19 protein-coding genes and 2 pseudogenes are annotated in these 18080 nt (G+C 56.8%); 4 read left to right on the forward strand and 17 right to left on the reverse strand.

The features are described from left to right. The first annotated feature begins 119 nt into the window (after positions 1-119). On the forward strand, positions 120-3668 hold the full coding sequence (mfd, locus tag LG371_RS02965; RefSeq protein WP_225747746.1) for a transcription-repair coupling factor: 3549 nt from the start codon (positions 120-122) through the stop codon (positions 3666-3668). Between the two features lie 16 nt (positions 3669-3684). On the opposite strand, the gene LG371_RS02970 is transcribed toward mfd, so the two are convergent. The 9 genes from LG371_RS02970 to LG371_RS03010 all read right to left on the reverse strand — a co-directional run bounded on the left by LG371_RS02970 (position 3685) and on the right by LG371_RS03010 (position 9588). Further along, a complete protein-coding gene (locus LG371_RS02970; RefSeq protein ID WP_225747698.1) occupies positions 3685-4221 on the reverse strand; it encodes a hypothetical protein in 537 nt (178 codons plus the stop codon). Next, positions 4197-4424, reverse strand: coding sequence for a hypothetical protein (locus tag LG371_RS02975; protein ID WP_225747699.1), 228 nt, complete (start codon positions 4422-4424; stop codon positions 4197-4199). The genes LG371_RS02970 and LG371_RS02975 overlap by 25 nt, the downstream gene beginning before the upstream one ends. A gap of 684 nt (positions 4425-5108) precedes the next feature. Next, positions 5109-5552 carry a hypothetical protein gene (locus tag LG371_RS02980; protein ID WP_225747700.1) on the reverse strand — a complete coding sequence of 148 codons (444 nt, stop codon included), beginning with the start codon at positions 5550-5552 and terminating at the stop codon, positions 5109-5111. Continuing rightward, complete coding sequence (locus LG371_RS02985) at positions 5530-6498, reverse strand: hypothetical protein (protein WP_225747701.1); 969 nt, start codon at positions 6496-6498, stop codon at positions 5530-5532. The genes LG371_RS02980 and LG371_RS02985 overlap by 23 nt, the downstream gene beginning before the upstream one ends. A 53-nt stretch (positions 6499-6551) precedes the next feature. Beyond that, positions 6552-6806, reverse strand: coding sequence for a hypothetical protein (locus LG371_RS02990; protein ID WP_225747702.1), 255 nt, complete (start codon positions 6804-6806; stop codon positions 6552-6554). A gap of 18 nt (positions 6807-6824) precedes the next feature. Further along, complete coding sequence (locus tag LG371_RS02995; protein WP_067593361.1) at positions 6825-7409, reverse strand: hypothetical protein; 585 nt, start codon at positions 7407-7409, stop codon at positions 6825-6827. A 16-nt stretch (positions 7410-7425) separates the two neighbouring features. Next, entirely contained in the window at positions 7426-8208 is a 783-nt protein-coding gene (locus LG371_RS03000) for a LexA family transcriptional regulator (RefSeq protein WP_225747703.1), read from the reverse strand. A 46-nt stretch (positions 8209-8254) separates the two neighbouring features. Further along, on the reverse strand, positions 8255-9040 hold the full coding sequence (locus LG371_RS03005; protein WP_225747704.1) for a hypothetical protein: 786 nt from the start codon (positions 9038-9040) through the stop codon (positions 8255-8257). A 59-nt stretch (positions 9041-9099) separates the two neighbouring features. Further along, complete coding sequence (locus LG371_RS03010; protein ID WP_225747705.1) at positions 9100-9588, reverse strand: hypothetical protein; 489 nt, start codon at positions 9586-9588, stop codon at positions 9100-9102. Positions 9589-9732: 144 nt separating this feature from the next. On the opposite strand from LG371_RS03010, the gene LG371_RS03015 reads away from it, so the two are divergent. Together LG371_RS03015 and LG371_RS03020 are read left to right on the forward strand one after the other, a co-directional pair. Further along, a complete protein-coding gene (locus LG371_RS03015) occupies positions 9733-10323 on the forward strand; it encodes a phage integrase SAM-like domain-containing protein (RefSeq protein ID WP_225747706.1) in 591 nt (196 codons plus the stop codon). Then, complete coding sequence (locus tag LG371_RS03020; RefSeq protein WP_255593058.1) at positions 10311-10766, forward strand: tyrosine-type recombinase/integrase; 456 nt, start codon at positions 10311-10313, stop codon at positions 10764-10766. The genes LG371_RS03015 and LG371_RS03020 overlap by 13 nt, the downstream gene beginning before the upstream one ends. A gap of 100 nt (positions 10767-10866) precedes the next feature. On the opposite strand, the pseudogene LG371_RS03025 reads toward LG371_RS03020, so the two are convergent. Further along, positions 10867-10974 (reverse strand): annotated as a pseudogene (locus tag LG371_RS03025) (IS1595 family transposase); the annotation flags it as partial. Positions 10975-11192: 218 nt separating this feature from the next. Between LG371_RS03025 and LG371_RS12365 the strand changes: the two are divergent. Then, complete coding sequence (locus LG371_RS12365; protein ID WP_225747747.1) at positions 11193-11351, forward strand: type I-C CRISPR-associated protein Cas8c/Csd1; 159 nt, start codon at positions 11193-11195, stop codon at positions 11349-11351. A 136-nt stretch (positions 11352-11487) separates the two neighbouring features. Here the strand turns inward: LG371_RS12365 and LG371_RS03035 are convergent, their stop codons facing one another. From LG371_RS03035 to LG371_RS03065, 7 genes and pseudogenes are all read right to left on the reverse strand, one after another. Next, the gene (locus LG371_RS03035) at positions 11488-11991 is read right to left on the reverse strand and encodes a thioester dehydrase (protein ID WP_067592017.1); all 504 of its coding nucleotides are present in this window, start codon (positions 11989-11991) and stop codon (positions 11488-11490) included. Beyond that, positions 11972-13198: a beta-ketoacyl-ACP synthase gene (locus LG371_RS03040; protein ID WP_225747707.1), complete on the reverse strand. Its 1227-nt coding sequence runs from the start codon at positions 13196-13198 to the stop codon at positions 11972-11974. The genes LG371_RS03035 and LG371_RS03040 overlap by 20 nt, the downstream gene beginning before the upstream one ends. Beyond that, the gene (locus LG371_RS03045) at positions 13191-13610 is read right to left on the reverse strand and encodes a hypothetical protein (RefSeq protein ID WP_067592012.1); all 420 of its coding nucleotides are present in this window, start codon (positions 13608-13610) and stop codon (positions 13191-13193) included. The genes LG371_RS03040 and LG371_RS03045 overlap by 8 nt, the downstream gene beginning before the upstream one ends. Before the next feature lie 231 nt (positions 13611-13841). After that, positions 13842-14646, reverse strand: a pseudogene (locus LG371_RS03050) (DNA ligase). 170 nt (positions 14647-14816) lie between these two features. Next, positions 14817-15308, reverse strand: a complete 492-nt coding sequence (locus LG371_RS03055; protein ID WP_225747708.1) for a hypothetical protein — start codon at positions 15306-15308, stop codon at positions 14817-14819. Positions 15309-15626: 318 nt separating this feature from the next. Beyond that, complete coding sequence (locus LG371_RS03060) at positions 15627-16019, reverse strand: hypothetical protein (RefSeq protein WP_067592003.1); 393 nt, start codon at positions 16017-16019, stop codon at positions 15627-15629. Between the two features lie 122 nt (positions 16020-16141). Further along, complete coding sequence (locus LG371_RS03065) at positions 16142-17911, reverse strand: acyl-CoA dehydrogenase family protein (protein WP_067592000.1); 1770 nt, start codon at positions 17909-17911, stop codon at positions 16142-16144. Positions 17912-18080 lie beyond the last annotated feature (169 nt).

The following is an 18080-nucleotide window of genomic DNA, read 5'->3' on the forward strand; positions in this document are numbered from 1 at the left end:
AACACCAGCAGCCGCAGCAACCCGCCCCAATCTGCTAAAATCTCGCCCTCACAACCAATTTCCCATTTTTAGGCAGCCCGAAACCCATTCCGGCTGCCGCAAGCCATTGTATGAACAACATGAATTTCCCTCTGCCTGCTGCCGGCCAGAAAACCCGCTGGCTCCATCTTTCCACCGGCGTGCTGCCTATGCTGCTGGCGCACCATCTGCCTGAAAAAACGCCCAAACTCATCCTCACCCCCGACGCGGAAACCGCCCTTCGCCTGCAAACCGCGTGGCAGTTTTTCCGCCCGCAGGACACCGCGCTGTTCCTGCCCGACTGGGAAACGCTGCCTTACGAACGTTTCTCGCCGCATCAGGATTTGGTGTCGGAGCGGCTGTCGGTGCTGTGGCAGCTCAAAAACGGCGCGGCGGACGTGCTGTTCGCGCCCGTGGCCACGGCCATGCAGCGTCTTGCGCCGCCGTCGTTCCTGCTGGGGCGCACGTTTTGGCTGAAAACGGGGCAGCGGCTGGATTTGGACAAACTGCGCGCCAATCTGGTGGAAGCGGGCTATGCGGCCGTGTCCAACGTGGTGGCGGCGGGCGAGTTTGCCGTGCGTGGCGGCATTGTGGATTTGTTCCCGATGGGGGCGGATTTCCCCTACCGCCTTGATTTGTTTGACGATGAAATCGACAGCATCAAAACGTTTGACACGGACACCCAGCGCACGCTTGCGCCCGTGTCGGAAATCCGCCTGCTGCCCGCGCACGAGTTCCCCACCGATGCGGACGCGCAGAAAGTCTTCCGCAACCGCTTTCGTGAAGAAATCCCAAGCAATCCGAACGAGGCCGCCGTGTATCAGGCGGTAGGGCGCGGGCAGTTCGGCGCGGGCGTGGAATATTACCTGCCGCTATTTTTTGAAGACGGGCTGGCCACGCTGTTCGACTATGTGGGCGGCGACGCGCTGGCGGTGTGCGTGGGCGACGTGCACGCCGAGGCCGCACGTTTTGATGCCGAAGTGAAATCGCGCTACAAGCTGGCGCAGGGCGATGTGGCTTACCCGCCACTGCCGCCGCAGTTTCTCTATCTGCCCGCCGACCGCTTTTCAGGCAGCCTGAAAGCCTATCCGCAAGTTTGGCCGGACATCACCACCGCTTCGCCCTACGCGCTGCCGAACGTGGCCGTGAACCGCCAGTCGGAACAGTCGCTGGCCGCGCTGCAAGGCTTCCAAACGGCCTTTGACGGGCGGATTCTGCTGTGCGCCGAAAGCGCGGGGCGGCGCGAAACCATGCTCGGCTTCTTCGCCCAGCACGGCTTGAAACCCAAGCCCGTGGCGGGCTGGCAGGCGTTTCTGGACGATACCGCGCCGCTGTGTATCGCGGTAACGCCGCTGGCGGAAGGGTTCAAACTGGGCGGGGAATTTTCAGGCAGCCTGAATGCCCGACCTACGCCCGAACTTTCAGTCGGCCTGAACACAAAAAGCAGCCTGCACATTGAAAGGCTACCTGAAAATGCTGCGGATAAATTTTTAGGTAGCCCCACCCCCGAAAGCAGCCTGCGCCTTGCCGTCATCACCGAATCCGAGCTCTACCAATACGTCGCCCGCGCCCGCGTCCACAACCGCCGCAAGAAACACGCCGTCGTATCGGACGGCCTGTTGCGCGACCTTGCCGAAATCAACATCGGCGACCCCGTCGTGCACGAAGAACACGGCATCGGGCGGTATATGGGCTTGGTAACGATGAATTTGGGCGGCGAAACCAACGAAATGATGTTGCTCGAATACGCGGGCGAAGCGCAGCTTTATGTGCCTGTTTCGCAACTGCATTTAATCAGCCGCTACTCCGGTCAGGCGCATGAAAACGTCGCCCTGCACAAGCTCGGCAGCGGTGCGTGGAACAAGGCGAAGCGCAAAGCCGCCGAAAAAGCGCGCGACACCGCCGCCGAGTTGCTCAACCTCTACGCCCAACGTGCTGCCCAATCGGGACACAAGTTTGAAATCAACGAGTTGGACTATCAGGCGTTTGCCGATGGCTTCGGCTACGAGGAAACTGAAGACCAGGCCGCCGCCATTGCCGCCGTGATTCAAGACCTGACGCAGGCGAAGCCGATGGACCGGCTGGTGTGCGGCGACGTGGGTTTCGGCAAAACCGAAGTCGCCCTGCGCGCCGCGTTTGTGGCGGTGATGGGCGGCAAACAGGTCGCCGTACTCGCCCCGACCACGCTTCTGGTCGAGCAGCACGCGCAAAACTTCGCCGACCGTTTCGCCGATTTCCCCGTCAAAGTCGCCAGCCTTTCGCGTTTCAACAACAGCAAAGCCACCAAAGCCGCGCTGGAAGGCATGGCAGACGGTACAGTCGATATCGTTATCGGCACGCACAAACTGGTGCAGGACGACATCAAATTCAAAAACTTAGGACTGGTCATCATTGACGAAGAACACCGCTTCGGCGTGCGCCAGAAAGAGCAGCTCAAACGCCTGCGCGCCAACGTCGATATTCTTACCATGACCGCCACGCCGATTCCGCGCACGCTCAGCATGGCACTCGAAGGCCTGCGCGACTTCTCGCTGATTACCACCGCGCCCAGCCGCCGCCTTGCCGTGAAAACCTTTGTCAAACCGTTCAGCGAAGGCAGCGTGCGCGAAGCCGTATTGCGCGAACTCAAACGCGGCGGGCAGGTGTTTTTCCTGCACAATGAAGTGGATACGATTGAAAACATGCGCGAGCGGCTGGAAACCTTGCTGCCCGAAGCCCGCATCGGCGTGGCGCACGGACAACTGCGCGAGCGCGAGCTGGAACAAGTGATGCGCGACTTTTTGCAGCAAAGATTCAACGTGTTGCTCTGTTCCACCATCATCGAAACCGGCATCGACATCCCCAACGCCAACACCATCATCATCAACCGCGCCGACAAATTCGGACTGGCGCAACTGCATCAGCTTCGCGGGCGCGTCGGCCGCAGCCACCACCAAGCCTACGCCTACCTGCTCACGCCCGAATACATCACCAAAGACGCCGAAAAACGCCTCGACGCCATCGCGGCGGCAGACGAACTCGGCGCAGGCTTCACCCTCGCCATGCAGGATTTGGAAATCCGCGGCGCAGGCGAAATCCTCGGCGAAGGACAATCCGGCGAAATGATACAGGTCGGCTTCACGCTTTATACGGAAATGCTCAAACAGGCCGTGCGCGACCTCAAAAAAGGCCGCCAGCCCGACCTCGACGCACCGCTGGGCATCACCACCGAAATCAAACTGCACAGCCCCGCCCTGCTGCCTGAAAGCTACTGCCCCGACATCCACGAACGGCTCGTCCTCTACAAACGCCTCGCCGTCTGCGAAACCGTGCAGCAAATCAACGCCATACACGAAGAGTTGGTGGACCGTTTCGGCCTGCCCGAACAACCCGTCAAAACCCTCATCGAAAGCCACCACCTGCGGCTCTCCGCAAAAGAATTGGGTATAGACGCCATCGACGCCACAGGCGAAGCCGTAACTGTAACCTTCGGCAAACACCACCAAATCGACCCGACGGAGATTATTATGCTGATTCAGAGCGATAAAAAATATCGGCTGGCGGGGGCGGACAAATTGAGGGTTACGTCGGAAATGGGAGATGTGGAGACAAGGATAAATGCCGTGAAGGATGTGTTGCGGCGGCTGAAGGGAGGTATGGTAGCAGTATAGAAATCAACCGCGACGTTTACACCATAGGTTGAGAATGAAGCCTGTAATATCTCAAATGGCGTATCATCGGTTTGTTCTGCCCGCCCACCGCATTCAGCACGCGGGCATAGTAGGCCGCGGTGTTGTTAATTACGCGCCCTTGGCGGTCTTTCGGCGGTGCATAGCGGTAAATCGCATCATGCAGCGAAAGGTTGCGGTATTTGGGCGATTCAAACAACAAAGCCGCCTTCGCCCGTCTGCCTGCTTCCTCGGTCGGGAATACCGCCATCGTATGCCCCGCTGCGTTCTGGTCATGGCCGATTGCGCCGTAGCGGCGGGCGGAATCGCCATACACAATATTGCCCGGGTTATTATTGCGCCAAGCCCGTGAGCCGCCGATGCGCTGATAAGTGCTGCCATCGCGCATCACATAAGTGCGCACCATCTGATTGCCCGCTTGCACCGATACCACCTGCTGTGCCGCCGGTGTGCGCCGCGTTTTAAATCCCCCGTTGGCCGTGGCTTGTTGAATAACGTTGTTGGTGTCCGTCACCGCATTGCCCGTTTTCGCCATCCGCCCCGGTCTGGTCGGTTGCGCTGCGGGCTGTTGGATAGGCTGCCGGATACCTCTGCCCATTCGCGGATGATTTCGCTGCGGTATTCTTTCTCCAGCCGCAGGGCTTCGGCTGCCTGCCTGCTCTCTTCGTAATCTGCCGCGCTGATTTCGTCCAAGTAGTCGGCTAACATGCCGTCATAGTCTGGCTGGATGGTGTACATGATTGCTCTCTCTTTCGATCAAATTACCTAGTGCGCCACCCTGTACTGCGTTTTATCAGGACAGCCTTTTTTGCGCGCTGCGGTATGGGCTGCGCCCCGCAAAGGTGTGCATGCTTACTCGAGCGCATGAATACGCGAATTGCTGCAAGGTTCCCCTCGGCATGGGAACTCAAGGCGGCGCACTAGGTAATCTACAAACTTTTAATCAAGCCTCCTCTGTGAAGAGGCTCTGTTAAAAATTCGCCTTGATAAAAGATCGTGAAGCGTTCTATTTCGCTATCGGCTTATAAGGGGCGGATGGCTGGATACTGCTGCCTTCCGGCTCTCCCCCTGTTTCCCCGCCGCCGTTTGAAGGACTTATGCGGGGTCGCCGGTGTCTGTTTCGTGCTTCGTTGGGGTGTATATTACTAGCGGTTATATTATTAGTCAATACCGCAAGTAATATAATTAGCGGTTATTTTTTACATCTATCTGATTAATAAAATAAAAAAAATTAAGACAAACTCGTCGAAAGTCGGCAAAACTCAAGATTTCCGGCAACAAAAAAGCCGCACACGGCGGCGCAGCAACAGTCAGCTACTGGTTTACAGTTGGGGTTTGTGCATCACATCTGATTCGCTATTTGGTTTGTGAATCGGATTGGATGGGATTTGACGGGCAAAAGAAAAGCCCGCGCTGGGCGGGCTATTGGCTAGATTTTTCAGTAATTTGGAAGTTTAGCTTTTGAATGGCAAGGAAATTTAGTGTGAAGTATATGATACTTAATACGGTTAAAAGGGCGACAAGTAAGGATAGCCTGAATGTAATTGCCGCACCTTGGATAGTAACTGTGCATTCAAATCCGGGAGCAAGCTGATAAGCTAGATACCCGACTGATATGATGGCAAAATAATACAAGTAGATATTTCGAACCTGTAGGATGTTGGCTTTGATAGCCGTGTAGAATTTGACGTTCCTGACTTTATCAAGGTTGATGGCACAAATGATCCCCATGCCGATGGAAAACATGATACCGGCCACGGTATAGAGGGTGCCTAAAAAGTCTGAAGCTGGCCTGGCACTTGTCGTTGAAGCAAGCAAAACTGACAAAAACACAAGCAGCAGACTAAGTGTGAGTATCCTTTTCATGAGCTAATTCTAGCAGAAAAGTGCGCATCTCCTGCGATATAGTTTGCTCATTTGGTTTACCTGTGGTAGTCCTGTCTATCTTTACGGTCTTGGTTTTTTGAATGCTTTTCCCGTTCATTAATACTTTGCCGTTTTTGTCTGTGATGGCAATATCATCTAGGTCGGCAATCGGTTTGAGCAGAGCGCCATAGGCTTTTTGAATCTCCTCCGGGCTGTTTTTCCGTTGCCGTTTAAACTGGATGATGAGCTTCGCGGAAATCATCTGCTCCAGCTCGATTTCGTCGAGATACTTCACATCGGTTTGGCTTGCCAAAATAGAGCGCAACCAATCGGCGGCAATATGATGAATATTTATCATTTTTTCGCCAATTGAGCTGCCTGTGCCTTTTTCTTGGCTTGTCCAAGGGTAGATTGCCGAATCTTGGAAAGTGATGTTCTTGATGTCTCGCAGCGAATCAACCTGAACAGTATCAATCATAGGTGTTAGTTCATACAGCGTACCAAGCAGCCAGTTGAGGTAGGTCTGCAATTGCCGAATCTTCCGGTTACCAGGCAGATTGGTTACAAGAAACCGGTCTGTCAAAGCAAAATAGTAGTGGCTTTTATAAATTGCTGCCGCTCTGTTTATCTCATCTTCATCAAGCTCATCTAAAGAAAATAAGTTTTTGCCCATCAAAACTTCGCTGACATGCTGAACATTATTCCCGGGCGCGATACGAAGCATGGTACAAAACAGCGGTTCTTGGTCTGCACTGTCGTGATTGTAGTTGGAGATTAAATCCGCCTCCCTGTTTTCATCTTGCTCGTTCAACACCATCTTACGCGCATTGGCATTCTCGGATGTGAGCAGTTTATTTCTCAACGCAGCTAAAATATCCGTATTACGCTGATTGAAATCAGGATTATCAATAGTAAAAGCCCGCAACTTCATTCCTAAATCAGACATGGTTACTCTCCCTAACAAGATTTTGTTTCACAAACACAGCCTTTAACGGTTATTCAATCCTCAACCAGCCCCTGCGGCAACGTCCCACCCTGCCACAGCGCCTCGTAATCTCCTGCTTCGCCCGTAGCCTCGTCAAACTGCTGGGCTATCGCAATCGCCCCAGCTTTAGTCTCCGCCATCCTTCTTGCCCGGCTGATAGCCTGGTCTGCTGATGCGTACTGTATCGGCTGCTCGTTGAGCAGTTTCTTGGTGGCCTTGCCTTTTTTGACTTCGAACGCAAAGGCTTGGGCTAGGTAGATGGTTTTCATGGTGGTATCTCTTTTAGATTAATGGGGTAAACGGGATGCCCTGGCTAATTCTCTCAATGACACTTCCCATAGCATAACGGAGGCCTCATCAGTCGGATTGTGATAAACATGCTCATCACTACGATTCTGCATATTTGTGTAGATGATTCGGTCAAGCACGCCATCTGCGTTTTCATCTGCCATCAATACATCATAAACAGCATCCTCTCCGTTTCCGGTTATGGCGTGAAAGTTGGTCTCAATAACAAATCCGTTTGGAATCTGAGGATATTTAAATGCAGATGCTGTAACAGTTTCTTTGCTTGCTGTCGTCCAAGTAGCCTCTAATTCTTTGTGTTGCTGTAAGTAGGCAAAAACGGCTTGCGCATCCTGTGTCTTTAAATCATTCATAAACTGCCTAACCTGCTCGGAATTTGATTGGCCGTTTTGAGCCGCTTCCGATGAGGAAGTAGCAGGTAGGTGGGTTTCGGCGGTTGGTTTGATGGTGTTGGTCGGCTGTCGGTTATTGCCAACCAAGAAAAGGATAACCGACAACAATATTACGATAATGGCACAAGCAGCATATATAAGGTTTTTTTGCCCGTTCGATTCAGGGTTGCTCATTGTTTAACTCTCTGTTCTAAATATCCAAAAACTCCAGCGGCAGCACTTTCCAAAGCTTGGCATGGATGGTGAGCTGGTCGAATTCTTCCGGGGAAATCTCAAAGTTTGTTCCTGAGTAGGCGGGGTTGTCGGAAGTGGCTTTAATCACGCCGTGTTTGCCGCGTGCCAGTCTTTTGATATAGCTGTACCCGTCCAAGGTAAAGAAGTAAATACCGCTACCGTCGAATACGCTGGTATTGGTTTTTGCCAAAATGATACTTTTGCGCGGGATGGTTGGCTCCATGCTATCGCCATCCGGAGAAACCAGTTCCACGTTATTCAGGTTGGTTGTTCCCAATAGTTGCAACAGGGCGGCATCGGGAATTTCAATAGAGCGGAGCAGAGATGGGTATTCAGGATTGACTACCCCTTGCCCGCAAGAACCGGCAACATCCATCAATTGCAGGGTGGTGGTTTCTGCCAACACATCCTCGCCCATCGCTTTCAGCTTCTCTACATCAATACCAATAGACATCATATTGATTTCTTTAGCTAAGCGGTGGCTGAAGTCAGAAACTGGGACTTGCAATAACTGGGCAAACCTGCTGGCAGCGGAGGCATTGAGTGCATTTTTGCCATTCAGATAGTGATTGACCGCGCTTTGTGAAATGCCGAGCGCATCGGCTACTGCTGCCTGCGATAACCCCAGCTCTCCCTTTTTTTTCTGAAAAATACTTTTTAATTCAGCACATTCAAACTGCTCTTCTTGCGTTAGTACGCGTTTCTTTACAGCCATATTGCCTCCTTGTTTTTGGAGCATGTTATTACCATCAGTAATCAAAATCAAACGACCGCAGGTATTGACATTACAATAACCTGCGGTTATATTTAGCTATGATTTTGAACTGGAGTGTTTTATGGAAAAAGTCCCGTTGCTTGAATACCGCCTTGCTCTTAAACTCTTCAAAAACGCTGGTATCCAGCTTCGCCGCCAGCTTGCCGCTCACATTGTTCACCGCGCCTTCCGCGCTGGCGGCAGCGGCTTCGGCAGCCACCCTCGATTGCTCCGCCGCGTCCGCGCTCGCCTTGGCCGTGCGTGCCGAAGCCTCCGCTTGCGTAGCCAATTGCGCCACCACGCCGGCCTGCGTGCTCACTTGTGCCGCCGCCTGCTGGGTTTGCGCCGCCGCCTGCAAAGCCTTGCGTCCTTCCTCCTGCACTTGCGCCTGCATATGCGCCACCTGCCGGAGCACCTGGTGCAGCTCCGCCCCTTTCTCGCCGAATCTGTGCCAGTTGGCGGGCGTGAAGGCTGCATCTTGGTTCGCCCTCATGCACACAAACAAATGCCCTTGGTAATCCACAATATCCTTGTCGGCATAGCTCTCCCCCGCCTGCCATTCGCCGCGCAGGTTAAAGCCGCCCATCAGGTTGAGCACCGTTTCGCCCAAGGCATGCAGATGCACCGTGGCATCCTTCAGGCTCCCATCGTCGCGCTGGATTAGCTCCAAGTTGCCCACAATGCCGTTGATGGATTGCGAAATGCCCGATAGCTCCGCGTCCAATGCCCCCGCGTTAATCGGGCTGCGCCCCGGCACGTTGTTGCGGGTTTGCTCGGCAAAGCCCACTTGCGGTTCGTAGCGGTTTGGTTGCGCCATAAAAAATACCCCCGTTATTTCAACAGGGGTATTGTGGCAGGGGTTTTAATCGGTTACGTTCAATCCTTCGCGCGTCCGGGCATTTGTTCAAACAGCCGCTGCAATGCTTGCTGCCTCCGTCCGAGCATGGCTTCCTTGGCACGCGGGCTGAGCGTGTTGTTGCGGCGGATGCGTCCCATATCGGCGCGGATTTCCCGCTCTTGGCTGCGTAGCCTGCGCTGTGTGGCCGCGCGTAAATCCTCCGGCTTCTCGCCGCGAATCTTCACGCCCAGCGCACCCAAAGCCGCGCGGTATAGCTGCTTATCTTCGCCGCGATAAGTCTTGCCCGTCCAGCCCAAATCTTCCAACACTTCGGCGGCTTTCGTGCCTTCCAGCTGGTTCTTTATCCCGTCCAGCACATTGTTGCTGTGGTAGGAGAAGGGCATGCCCACGCTGGCCGGCAGAATCTGCCCCGCAATCCACTTGGCGCGGATGGTGTTTTTCTCGCCCTCCGTCATGTAGTCCTGCACCAGCTTGCCGCCGGTGAAGGTGTCAATGTTGTTGTGCAATGCATCGTATGCACCAAGCCACGGGCCACTGCCGCCATCATGCGGCGCTCAACAAACTCAGTTAAATCCAACGCGCGGGCAAAACCGCAAAAACATAAGCCGGACAAGCCCAGGTGGCAGCCGGCAGTCTAGGAGGGAATAATCATGGGCAGGAAACGAAGCGCCAACAGCAACCTGCCAGATAGAATGCTGGCGCGCAGACGCACCCGAAAAAACGGCAAGACCACCGTCTATTACTACTACGACGGGCGGGAAGACGGGCGGCGCAAAGAAATCCCGCTTGGCACGGACTACATTGCCGCCGTCCAAGAGTGGAGCAAACTCGAAGCAGCCAAACTGCCCAAGACCGCCCGCGTTACCTTCCCTGTTGCAGCCGAACGCTACCTGCAGAATATCATCAGCCACCGCAGCCGCAACACCATTTCCGGCGCCAACAATGCCGTGCGCAAGCTGTCTAAGTTTTTCGGCGGGGACAACCCGGCGCCGTTGGATGAAATCGAGCCGGCACACGTCCGCCGTTATCTCGACTGGCGCAAAGACACCCCCGGCGGCGCCAACAACGAAATCGGTTATCTCAGCGCCATCTTTAACTATGCCAGAGAGCAGGGTTGGACAAGCAAAGAAAACCCCTGCCGCAACGTCAAGAAGCACAGCAAGAAGCGCCGTGAGGTTTATTTGAGGATTACCTGTATCAGGCCGTCTATCAGGCTGCCAGCCAGCAGATGCGTGATTTAATGGACATTGCCTACATCACCGGCCAGCGCCCTGTTGATATAGTCGGCATTCACAGCAGCCACATCCACGAAGGCATCCTGCATATCAGCCAACAGAAAACAGGTGCCAAACTGCGCTTTGAAATCAGCGGCAAGCTCAAAGAAATCATCGACCGCATCCACCAAGATAACGGCCACCTGTTCCTCAACAGCCACGGGAAACCACTGACCCGCGACTCTTTAGGCAGGCAGTTTCTAGAGTTGCGCAAAACCGTCATGCAGCAACGACCGGAACTAGCGGAAGAGCTGTCCAATTTCCAGTTTCGAGATTTGCGCGCCAAAGCCGCCACGGACATTTACCTGGCTGCCGACACCCGCAGCGCTTCCGACCAACTTGGCCACGCCTCTGAGCAGATGACCAAAACCTACATCCGGCGCGGTAAAATACTCAAGCCGCTAAAATAGAGTTTGCGGAACACCTCTAGAAATTGCGGAAATATAACGGCTGCCAAAAGATGAATTATGCTTATGCAGTATATGCTTATCTATGGCAGCCGTCTTGATGCTTGATTATGCGGTAGAACAGGATGGCAGAGTTGGGCTGTATGCCTAAAATATCGGCAGCAGCACGGGCGGTAACTTCGAGTACAAAAACTCGAGCAGTTTCTTTTGTATTTTCCCACTTAGTTTACAATTGGTTATTTGCATTTTCGTAGCCTAGCATAGCTGCTAATCTACGTCAGCTCCTAAGATTATTAAAGCTAAAGATAGCAATATAAGTTTCGTTTGGTGGAAGAGTCTGCAGCTTTAGTGTGCCAACCTAAAATGGCACAGGATTATTTATCCATTTCTGCTGGTAATGATAAATAAGCATATGATTTCAAAGATAGAATCTGCCTTGTAACAGGCAAAAAAGCACTGGTTGCTCGTAAACATCATCAAATTTCTGGTGTTCATAAAAAACCAACACCTTTTTGTGTGGTTGATAAGGGAAGTACGGCATTTCATTCCTATGGCAAGAAACAAGGGGTTTACATTTCCAGTTGGTAAACAAGCCATGTTTGAATATACCACCCAGTCGCCTTCGGGTGGCTATGTATTACAAATACTTAACTGCAGATCGCGTTCAGGCTACCTGAAAACACCAGCTGCAACCGATCCAAAATAAAGGGCAGCAGTATTTCCGCTACCGCCCCAAAATCGCGTCCAAGGCCTCGCGGCTGGTGGGGCTGAACACGTTGAGCGCGCCGGAGAGCAGCAGGGTGCCGGGCGGGAGGTCGGGGCGGCTAGGGGGTGGGGTGCGGCAGGTTAGGGTGCAGTCGAACACGCCCATGTTGGTGGCGTTGTCTTGCCAGGACAGGGTGATTTGCACGTCGAGTACGATGCCGACGGGAATGTCGGGCTGGGCGAAGGTGAGCTTGCGCGTGCCGAGCAGGAAGCCGAGCTGCACGGGGCGGCCTGCGTCCAGCGCGTGCGCGCCCGCCCATGCGCCCACGGCCTGCGCCATGATTTCCATGCCGAGCCAGCCGGGCAGGGCGTTTGCGCCGTCTGGCAGCAGGATGCAGTCGGGCCGGACGGTGCAGATGGCGTTCAGGCTGTTGTTATCATAAGATAAAACTTCATCCAGCAGCACCATGCGGCCGCTGTGCGGCAGTAATGCGGCGGGCTGTTTAATCGGGCATTGCGGCATGTTCTTCTCCGATGATGAGGACGCTATTGTTGCCGCCGAAGGCGAAGGACGAACTCGCGCCGATGCGCCGCCCCTGCGGCCAATGGCTACCTGAAACTGTGAGCGCGATTGGGGGCAGCGCGGGGTCGGCCTGGCCGTCCCACAATTGCGGCGGCAATGCGCCTTCGGGGTTGTCGCGGCGGCTGGCCATGATCCATAAAAACGCGGCTTCCAGCGCGCCGGCTGCGCCGAGGGTGTGGCCGGTGAGCGGTTTGGTGGAGGTGGCAGCGGTATGGCTGCCGAACACGTCGGCCACGGCGCGGCTTTCCATGCCGTCGTTGAGCGGCGTGCCGGTGCCGTGCAGGTTAATCCAGCCGATGCTTTCGGGCGGCAAACCTGCGTGGTTTAAGGCTACCTGAAAAGTCTGCGCCGCGCCGAGGCCGTCGGGGCGTGGGGAAGACATGTGGTGCGCATCGCTGCTCGCGCCGTAGCCCAAGAGCGGCAGGGTATCGCCGCCGCCTTCGCGCGTCATCACGAACACGGCGGCGGCTTCGCCGATGTTGATGCCGTTGCGGTTTTTGGAAAACGGGTTGGTGAGGCCGTCTGAAAGCACTTCCAGCGCGGCGAAGCCGTTGATGGTGAGCGGCGAGAGCGTGTCCACGCCGCCGCACAGCACCGCGTCGCACACGCCCAGCCGCAAGAGCCGTGCCGCGCTGATGAGGGCGCGCGCGCCGGAAGTGCAGGCGGTGGACACGCCGTAGCACGCGCCCCGCAGGCCGTACGCCGCTGCGGCAAAATCGGCGGGCGAGGAAAGCAGTTGCGCCTGCTGTTTGAACGGCATGTCCGCCCAGCCGCCACCGTTGGCAACGTGTTGGAACAGCGGGATGTTTTCGTCCGCACCGCCCACCGATGTGCCGATGACCACGCCGATTCTGCCCGCGCCGTAACGGCTGAGGGCTACCTGAATTTGCGGTTCGATTTGCGCCAAAGCGTCCCACAGCAATTGGTTGTTGCGGCTGCGGTGTTCGGCGGGCAGATTGCTTGGAAACGGGCGCAACGGCCGGTTTACCGCGCCGAAAGCACGGTTTTTGCCCTTCACCCATTCGGTGGAAAAGGTGAGCGGGCTGGTTTCAGACGGCCTCAACAGGCCGCGCACATGTTCCGCCACGCCGCTGCCCAACGCCGACACCAAACCCGGCCGACCGAGGTATGCCCGCGCCTTATTCATCGTTCTCTCCCAAAGGCGTGAGCCGCCATTTCGCCCCGCCGCTTTCCAGTTCGCGCGGCCGGCCGTCAGAAAAACCGTTTTCCAACAGCGGGAACATCGCCGTGAACACCGCCTGCGAAGCATGGTTCGGCGGCACGAAACCGTCGCGCCGCCAGCCGCTTGGCGTGGCCAGCAAACGCGCCAGCGGCGCGCCGAACGCGTCGGTTTGAATCCAGCGCGACTGCCCGCCCGCCTCGCCCTGCACCACCAGCAGCGACACCTGCTCCGCCGCGCCGGTTTCGTCCAGCCGCTCCAGCTTGAAACGGCGGCTCTCGCCCGCCGCCAGATGCGGCAAATCCTGCGGGGCGAAGGTGGCGCCGCAGGCGGCAAGCAGCAGCGCGGCGAGGAGGGGGAGGAGGCGTGTGGCGGGCATTTTCAGGTAGCCTTTGCGGGGTAAACGGAAGGAGGGATTATAGACGAAGCCGGAGGGAAACGGCGCAGTATGGCATGGCAAACGGCTGGTGCGGGAGCTTAGGCAACGCGGCGGCGGGCTGGCGAAAGGCTACCTGAAAACAGATTTGCGTTTTAGCTTCGCAGAAACTCAGCCTTGCTTCGCAAGACATCGTTTTCAGGTAGCCTTTTGCGCGGGCAGGCGGCTTAGGGTTCAGTTGGCACGGCGCAGGTAGGTGGCGAAGCGGGGGGTGCCTTTGGCGGTGAAGCCGCGGTATTTGTAGGTGATGCGGCTGCCGATGGGGGGCGGGTTGCGGCGGTCGGCGTCTTTGAAGCCGGAGCCGATGCGGAATTCGCCCAGCTCGTTGCGGCAGGACACGGCGCCGAGCAGACCGGTGTTGCGGCCTTTGCCTTCGTGGTGGGCGGTAACGGTGCATTCGGCGTCGTGGGCGCTTTTGAGCTTGAGCAGGTTGCTGCTGCGGCCGCCTTGGTAGGGGGTATCGGGGTTGCGCAGCATCACGCCTTCGCCGCCTTGGTTTTCGATTTGGCGCAGGAATTGGCGGGCGTGCTCGATATTGCGGGCGGGGGTTTGCGGGATGAGGGCGATGTTGGCGCGGGGGTGGGCGGCGAGGTGGCGCCGCACGAGTTCGAGGCGTTGATAGAGGTTGCCGGGGCTTGCGGGGCGTCGAAAACGTGCAGTTTGATGCCGCTCAATCGCTGCCGCTGCGGCGCACGGTGGCGGAAATCTGCTCGAAGGCGCCGTGCCGGCTGTAGAGTTCGCCGTCGAGCGGAAAGGGCGGGAAATCGCGAGTGAATCCGGCGGGCGGGGAAAAGGGGTGGCCTTGGCGGCTGATGAGTTTTTGCCCGTCCCAATAGGCGCGCACGCCGTCGAGCTTTTCGCTCATGGCCCAGCCGGCAATGTTTTGGCCGCTGTATTCTTTGGCGAGGATGAGATTGGGCGGTGCGGCGTGCAGGACGGGGGAAAGCAGGAGGGCGAAGATGAGGAGGAGGCGTTTCATGGCGGGATGGTTGGGGTGGGATGGGGTGCTTGGGTTGAGGCTACCTGAAAAATGGTTTGCGGGTTTAGCTTCGCAGAAACTTGTTTTGCTCGGTTTAACTTCGTTGAAGCGGTGCTTTAGCTTCGCAGAAACTCAGCCTTGCTTCGCAAGACATCGTTTTCAGGTAGCCTTTATGTTTTGTAAGGCCACAGGATAAACGATTCGCTGCCCACCAACTCTTTGATTAAGGCGCCGGGATTGGCGCACAGGCTGAGGTTAATACTGCGGGCAAAGCGTTGGCCGGGGCGGCGGGCATGCAATTTGAAAAACACGTAACGCGGATGCCCGGAGCTTTTGAGCTCGTAAACCCCGCCGCGGAAACTGCACGCTTGGCGATTGTAGGTTTGCCGCACCCGCCCGAATGCGCCATACAAAATCAGCTCGCCGGGCGTGATTTTGGCGAAGCGGCGCGTGGTGAGGCCGAACCACCAGCTTTCGGTGAGCCACAGCCAAAACAGAGCGAAGGGCGGCAGCAGGATAAGTTCGGGGATAAGGTCGACTATTATCAGCAGAGCCATCAGCAGGAAGGCCAGCAGTACGCCGCCCGCCAGCGTGGCGGCAGCCATCGCTATCATGCCGATCCAAGAGACGGTATATACCGTGCCGCCGCGCTGTTTGCACACCCCACCGCGCCGCCGGGTATAGGCCTAAATATAGCCGGAAATATAGTTGGGCGGAACGGCGGTGTCATGGCATTTGGGCAACTGCGCTTGGGGGAACGGTGGCGCGGCAGGCGCTGGGCGCGAGATTTGCTGCTGCGGTAGTTTGGAGGGTGGCTCATGGTTGGGCGGAAAGATGATAGTTGGTTTGGAGGCTACCTGAAAGTGCAGCTTAAGTTAGCCGCAGGCCTCACCCAGCAAAGGAGGATAGCAATGTTGGATTTCGCACTCAAGCAACTTGCTGCATTTGCTGTCCAATCCGCTGGCCGTGCAGAATGGGTTTTAATCTATTCTTTCCCAGTTAAAATCCGGGTCGGTAGCAGGAATATGCCCTAATTTGAAATATTCAGCGGCACAACGGAATGCCAGCTCCCGATGAATGATATATTTTGCCTCGAATAGTCCGTATTGCCCACCGGCATTTAATTTCACCAATGGCGAGGGTGCCGTTTCAAGCGTGAGGTTAAACAGCACATCGTTTTCTTCGCCAGTTACCACGTATTTCCCATTGCCGCCGACCACCATCAGATAACTGTTGCCGGTGCTTAAATTGGCCAGCGTATGCTTGTTGGTGTCTAATTTTTCCAAAATGGACAATAATTCGGCCTCCGAAGAAATATTGAAAATTCTTTCTTGGCATCTAATGCCCATCCATTCGTCTAAAACGATTTCCATAAATTATTTGTTTGGCCTGTTTTCAGGAAACGCAGCTTGAGTTAGCTGCAGGCGTTACCCAAGCTGTGCGCTGTTGAAGGCTACCTGAAATTTTTCAGGTAGCCTTTACCATGCCGTGCGCTTTAAGACGAAGCCAGCGCGGTCAGCGGCACGGCGAGCAGGGTTTCGGCGCTGCCGCCGATGCGTTCGGCGCAGGCGTAGGCCTGGGGCAGCACGTAGGCGAGGTAGGCGCGGGCGATGTGCTGCTGGGCTTGGCAGAATTCGCTGCCGAAGCGTGCTTCGCTTTCCGGGCTGCGGGCGGCGAGGAAGTTTTTGGCTAGGGCGGCGGCGCCGAGGGTGAGGGCGGTTTGGTTGAGGAAGGCGTCGGCGTGAACGGCAGTGGCGGCGTGGTTGGCTTCGTGCTGTTGCAGCAGGCTGGCCACGCTGCGTTCGGCCAGCGCCAGGGCGCGGTTTAGCGGCTCGGCGGCAGAGGGCTCGATGGCGGCGAGCTCGTTGGCGGTTTGCTGGGCTTCGGCAAGCAGGCTGCGCACGAGGGCGCCTTTGTCGGCCACGGTTTTGCGAGCGAGGTCGGCGGCTTGCACGCCGTTGGTGCCTTCATAAATGGCGGTGATGCGCACGTCGCGCACGAGCTGTGCCACGCCGGTTTCTTCGATGTAGCCGGCGCCGCCGAACACTTGCATGGCGAGGTTGGACAATACCGTGCCGTTGTCGCTGCACCAGGCTTTGACGATGGGGATGAGGTAGTCGAGCCGGCTGCGGGCGGCTTTTTTGCCGGCGGGGTCGGGGTGTTGGTGGGAGGCGTCGAGCGCGGCGGCGGCTTGGATATACAGGGCGCGCTGGGCGGCGAGGGTGGCTTTCTGCTGGATGAGCATGCGTGCCACGTCGGGGTGGTGGATGATGGCGAGCGGGCTGCCGTCGGGGGCGCTGCCTTGGATGCGCTCGTGGGCGTAGGCGAGGGCGAGCTGGTAGGCGGCTTCGGCCACGGCGTGCCCTTCTATGCCCACGCCGAGGCGGGCGTGGCTCATCATGGTAAACATGTATAAGAGGCCGCGCCCGGCTTTGCCGATGAGATAGCCTTCGGCTTCGTCGAACTGCATCACGCAGGTGGGGCTGGCGTGGATGCCCATTTTGTGTTCCAGCGCGGTGGCGTGCACGCTGTTGCGCGCGCCGAGGCTGCCGTCGGGGTTGACCTTGTATTTGGGCACGATAAACAGGGAGAGGCTTTTGATGCCGGAGGTAGTGCCGGGCAGGCGGGCGAGCACGAGGTGGATGATGTTTTCGGCGAGCTCGTGTTCGCCCCAGGTGATGAAGGTTTTCTGGCCGCTGATACGGTAGCTGCCGTCTTCCTGCGGCACGGCTTTGGTGGCCACTTGGGCGAGGTCGGTGCCGGCCTGGGGCTCGGTGAGGTTCATGGTGCCGCTCCAGAGGCCTTGGCTCATTTTGGGCAGGAAGGTTTGCTTCTGCTCTTCGGAGCCGTGGCAGGCGATGGTTTCCACCGCGCCCACGGTGAGCATGGGCATGAGGGAGAGGGCGAGGTTGCCGCAGTAGTACATTTCTTCGCACACGGCGGAGAGGATGGCGGGCAGGCCTTGGCCGCCGTATTCGGCGGGGGCGCGCAGGCCGGCCCAGCCAGCTTCGCAGAAGGCTTGGTAGGCGGCGGCGAGGTCTGGATGGGTGACGACCTTGCCGTTTTCCAGGCGCGCGCCGTGCAGATCGCCGGTGCGGCTGGTGGGCAGGAACACTTCTTCGCTGAATTTGGCGGCTTCTTCGATGATGGCGGCGGCGGTGTCTTCGTCGATGCCGCTTTCGGCATACCATTGGATGATGTCGGCGAGGTTGCCGTGGGTATGCAGGGAAAACAGCAGTTCGTTTACGGGGGCGCGGTAGGACATGGGGAGCTCCTTTGTATGGGGAATGGGATGGGATTGCCCTTAGCATAGCAAATCGGCAGGGGCTTGGGTATGGCGCAGGCGGGGTTTGTGCGGCGGGATTGATGGGCGGCAAAAAGGCTACCTGAAAACTGTTTTTCGTTTTTCAGGTAGCCTTTTGTGTGGCAGCGGG

Source organism: Eikenella sp. Marseille-P7795 (genome assembly GCF_916618725.1).
Lineage (GTDB): Bacteria > Pseudomonadota > Gammaproteobacteria > Burkholderiales > Neisseriaceae > Eikenella > Eikenella longinqua.

Coding starts and splice junctions, on each gene's coding strand:
- LG371_RS03065 (WP_067592000.1), bottom strand. CDS start 17,911: ATGTCCTACCGCGCCCCCGTAAACGAACTGCTGTTTTCCCTGCATACC.
- LG371_RS02970 (WP_225747698.1), bottom strand. CDS start 4,221: ATGGCGAAAACGGGCAATGCGGTGACGGACACCAACAACGTTATTCAA.
- LG371_RS02985 (WP_225747701.1), bottom strand. CDS start 6,498: ATGTCTGATTTAGGAATGAAGTTGCGGGCTTTTACTATTGATAATCCT.
- mfd (WP_225747746.1), top strand. CDS start 120: ATGAATTTCCCTCTGCCTGCTGCCGGCCAGAAAACCCGCTGGCTCCAT.
- LG371_RS02975 (WP_225747699.1), bottom strand. CDS start 4,424: ATGTACACCATCCAGCCAGACTATGACGGCATGTTAGCCGACTACTTG.
- LG371_RS03040 (WP_225747707.1), bottom strand. CDS start 13,198: ATGAATAAGGCGCGGGCATACCTCGGTCGGCCGGGTTTGGTGTCGGCG.
- LG371_RS02995 (WP_067593361.1), bottom strand. CDS start 7,409: ATGAGCAACCCTGAATCGAACGGGCAAAAAAACCTTATATATGCTGCT.
- LG371_RS03015 (WP_225747706.1), top strand. CDS start 9,733: ATGGGCAGGAAACGAAGCGCCAACAGCAACCTGCCAGATAGAATGCTG.
- LG371_RS02990 (WP_225747702.1), bottom strand. CDS start 6,806: ATGAAAACCATCTACCTAGCCCAAGCCTTTGCGTTCGAAGTCAAAAAA.
- LG371_RS03005 (WP_225747704.1), bottom strand. CDS start 9,040: ATGGCGCAACCAAACCGCTACGAACCGCAAGTGGGCTTTGCCGAGCAA.
- LG371_RS03045 (WP_067592012.1), bottom strand. CDS start 13,610: ATGCCCGCCACACGCCTCCTCCCCCTCCTCGCCGCGCTGCTGCTTGCC.
- LG371_RS03035 (WP_067592017.1), bottom strand. CDS start 11,991: ATGCCGCAATGCCCGATTAAACAGCCCGCCGCATTACTGCCGCACAGC.
- LG371_RS02980 (WP_225747700.1), bottom strand. CDS start 5,552: ATGAAAAGGATACTCACACTTAGTCTGCTGCTTGTGTTTTTGTCAGTT.
- LG371_RS03020 (WP_255593058.1), top strand. CDS start 10,311: ATGCGTGATTTAATGGACATTGCCTACATCACCGGCCAGCGCCCTGTT.
- LG371_RS03060 (WP_067592003.1), bottom strand. CDS start 16,019: ATGGAAATCGTTTTAGACGAATGGATGGGCATTAGATGCCAAGAAAGA.
- LG371_RS03000 (WP_225747703.1), bottom strand. CDS start 8,208: ATGCTCCAAAAACAAGGAGGCAATATGGCTGTAAAGAAACGCGTACTA.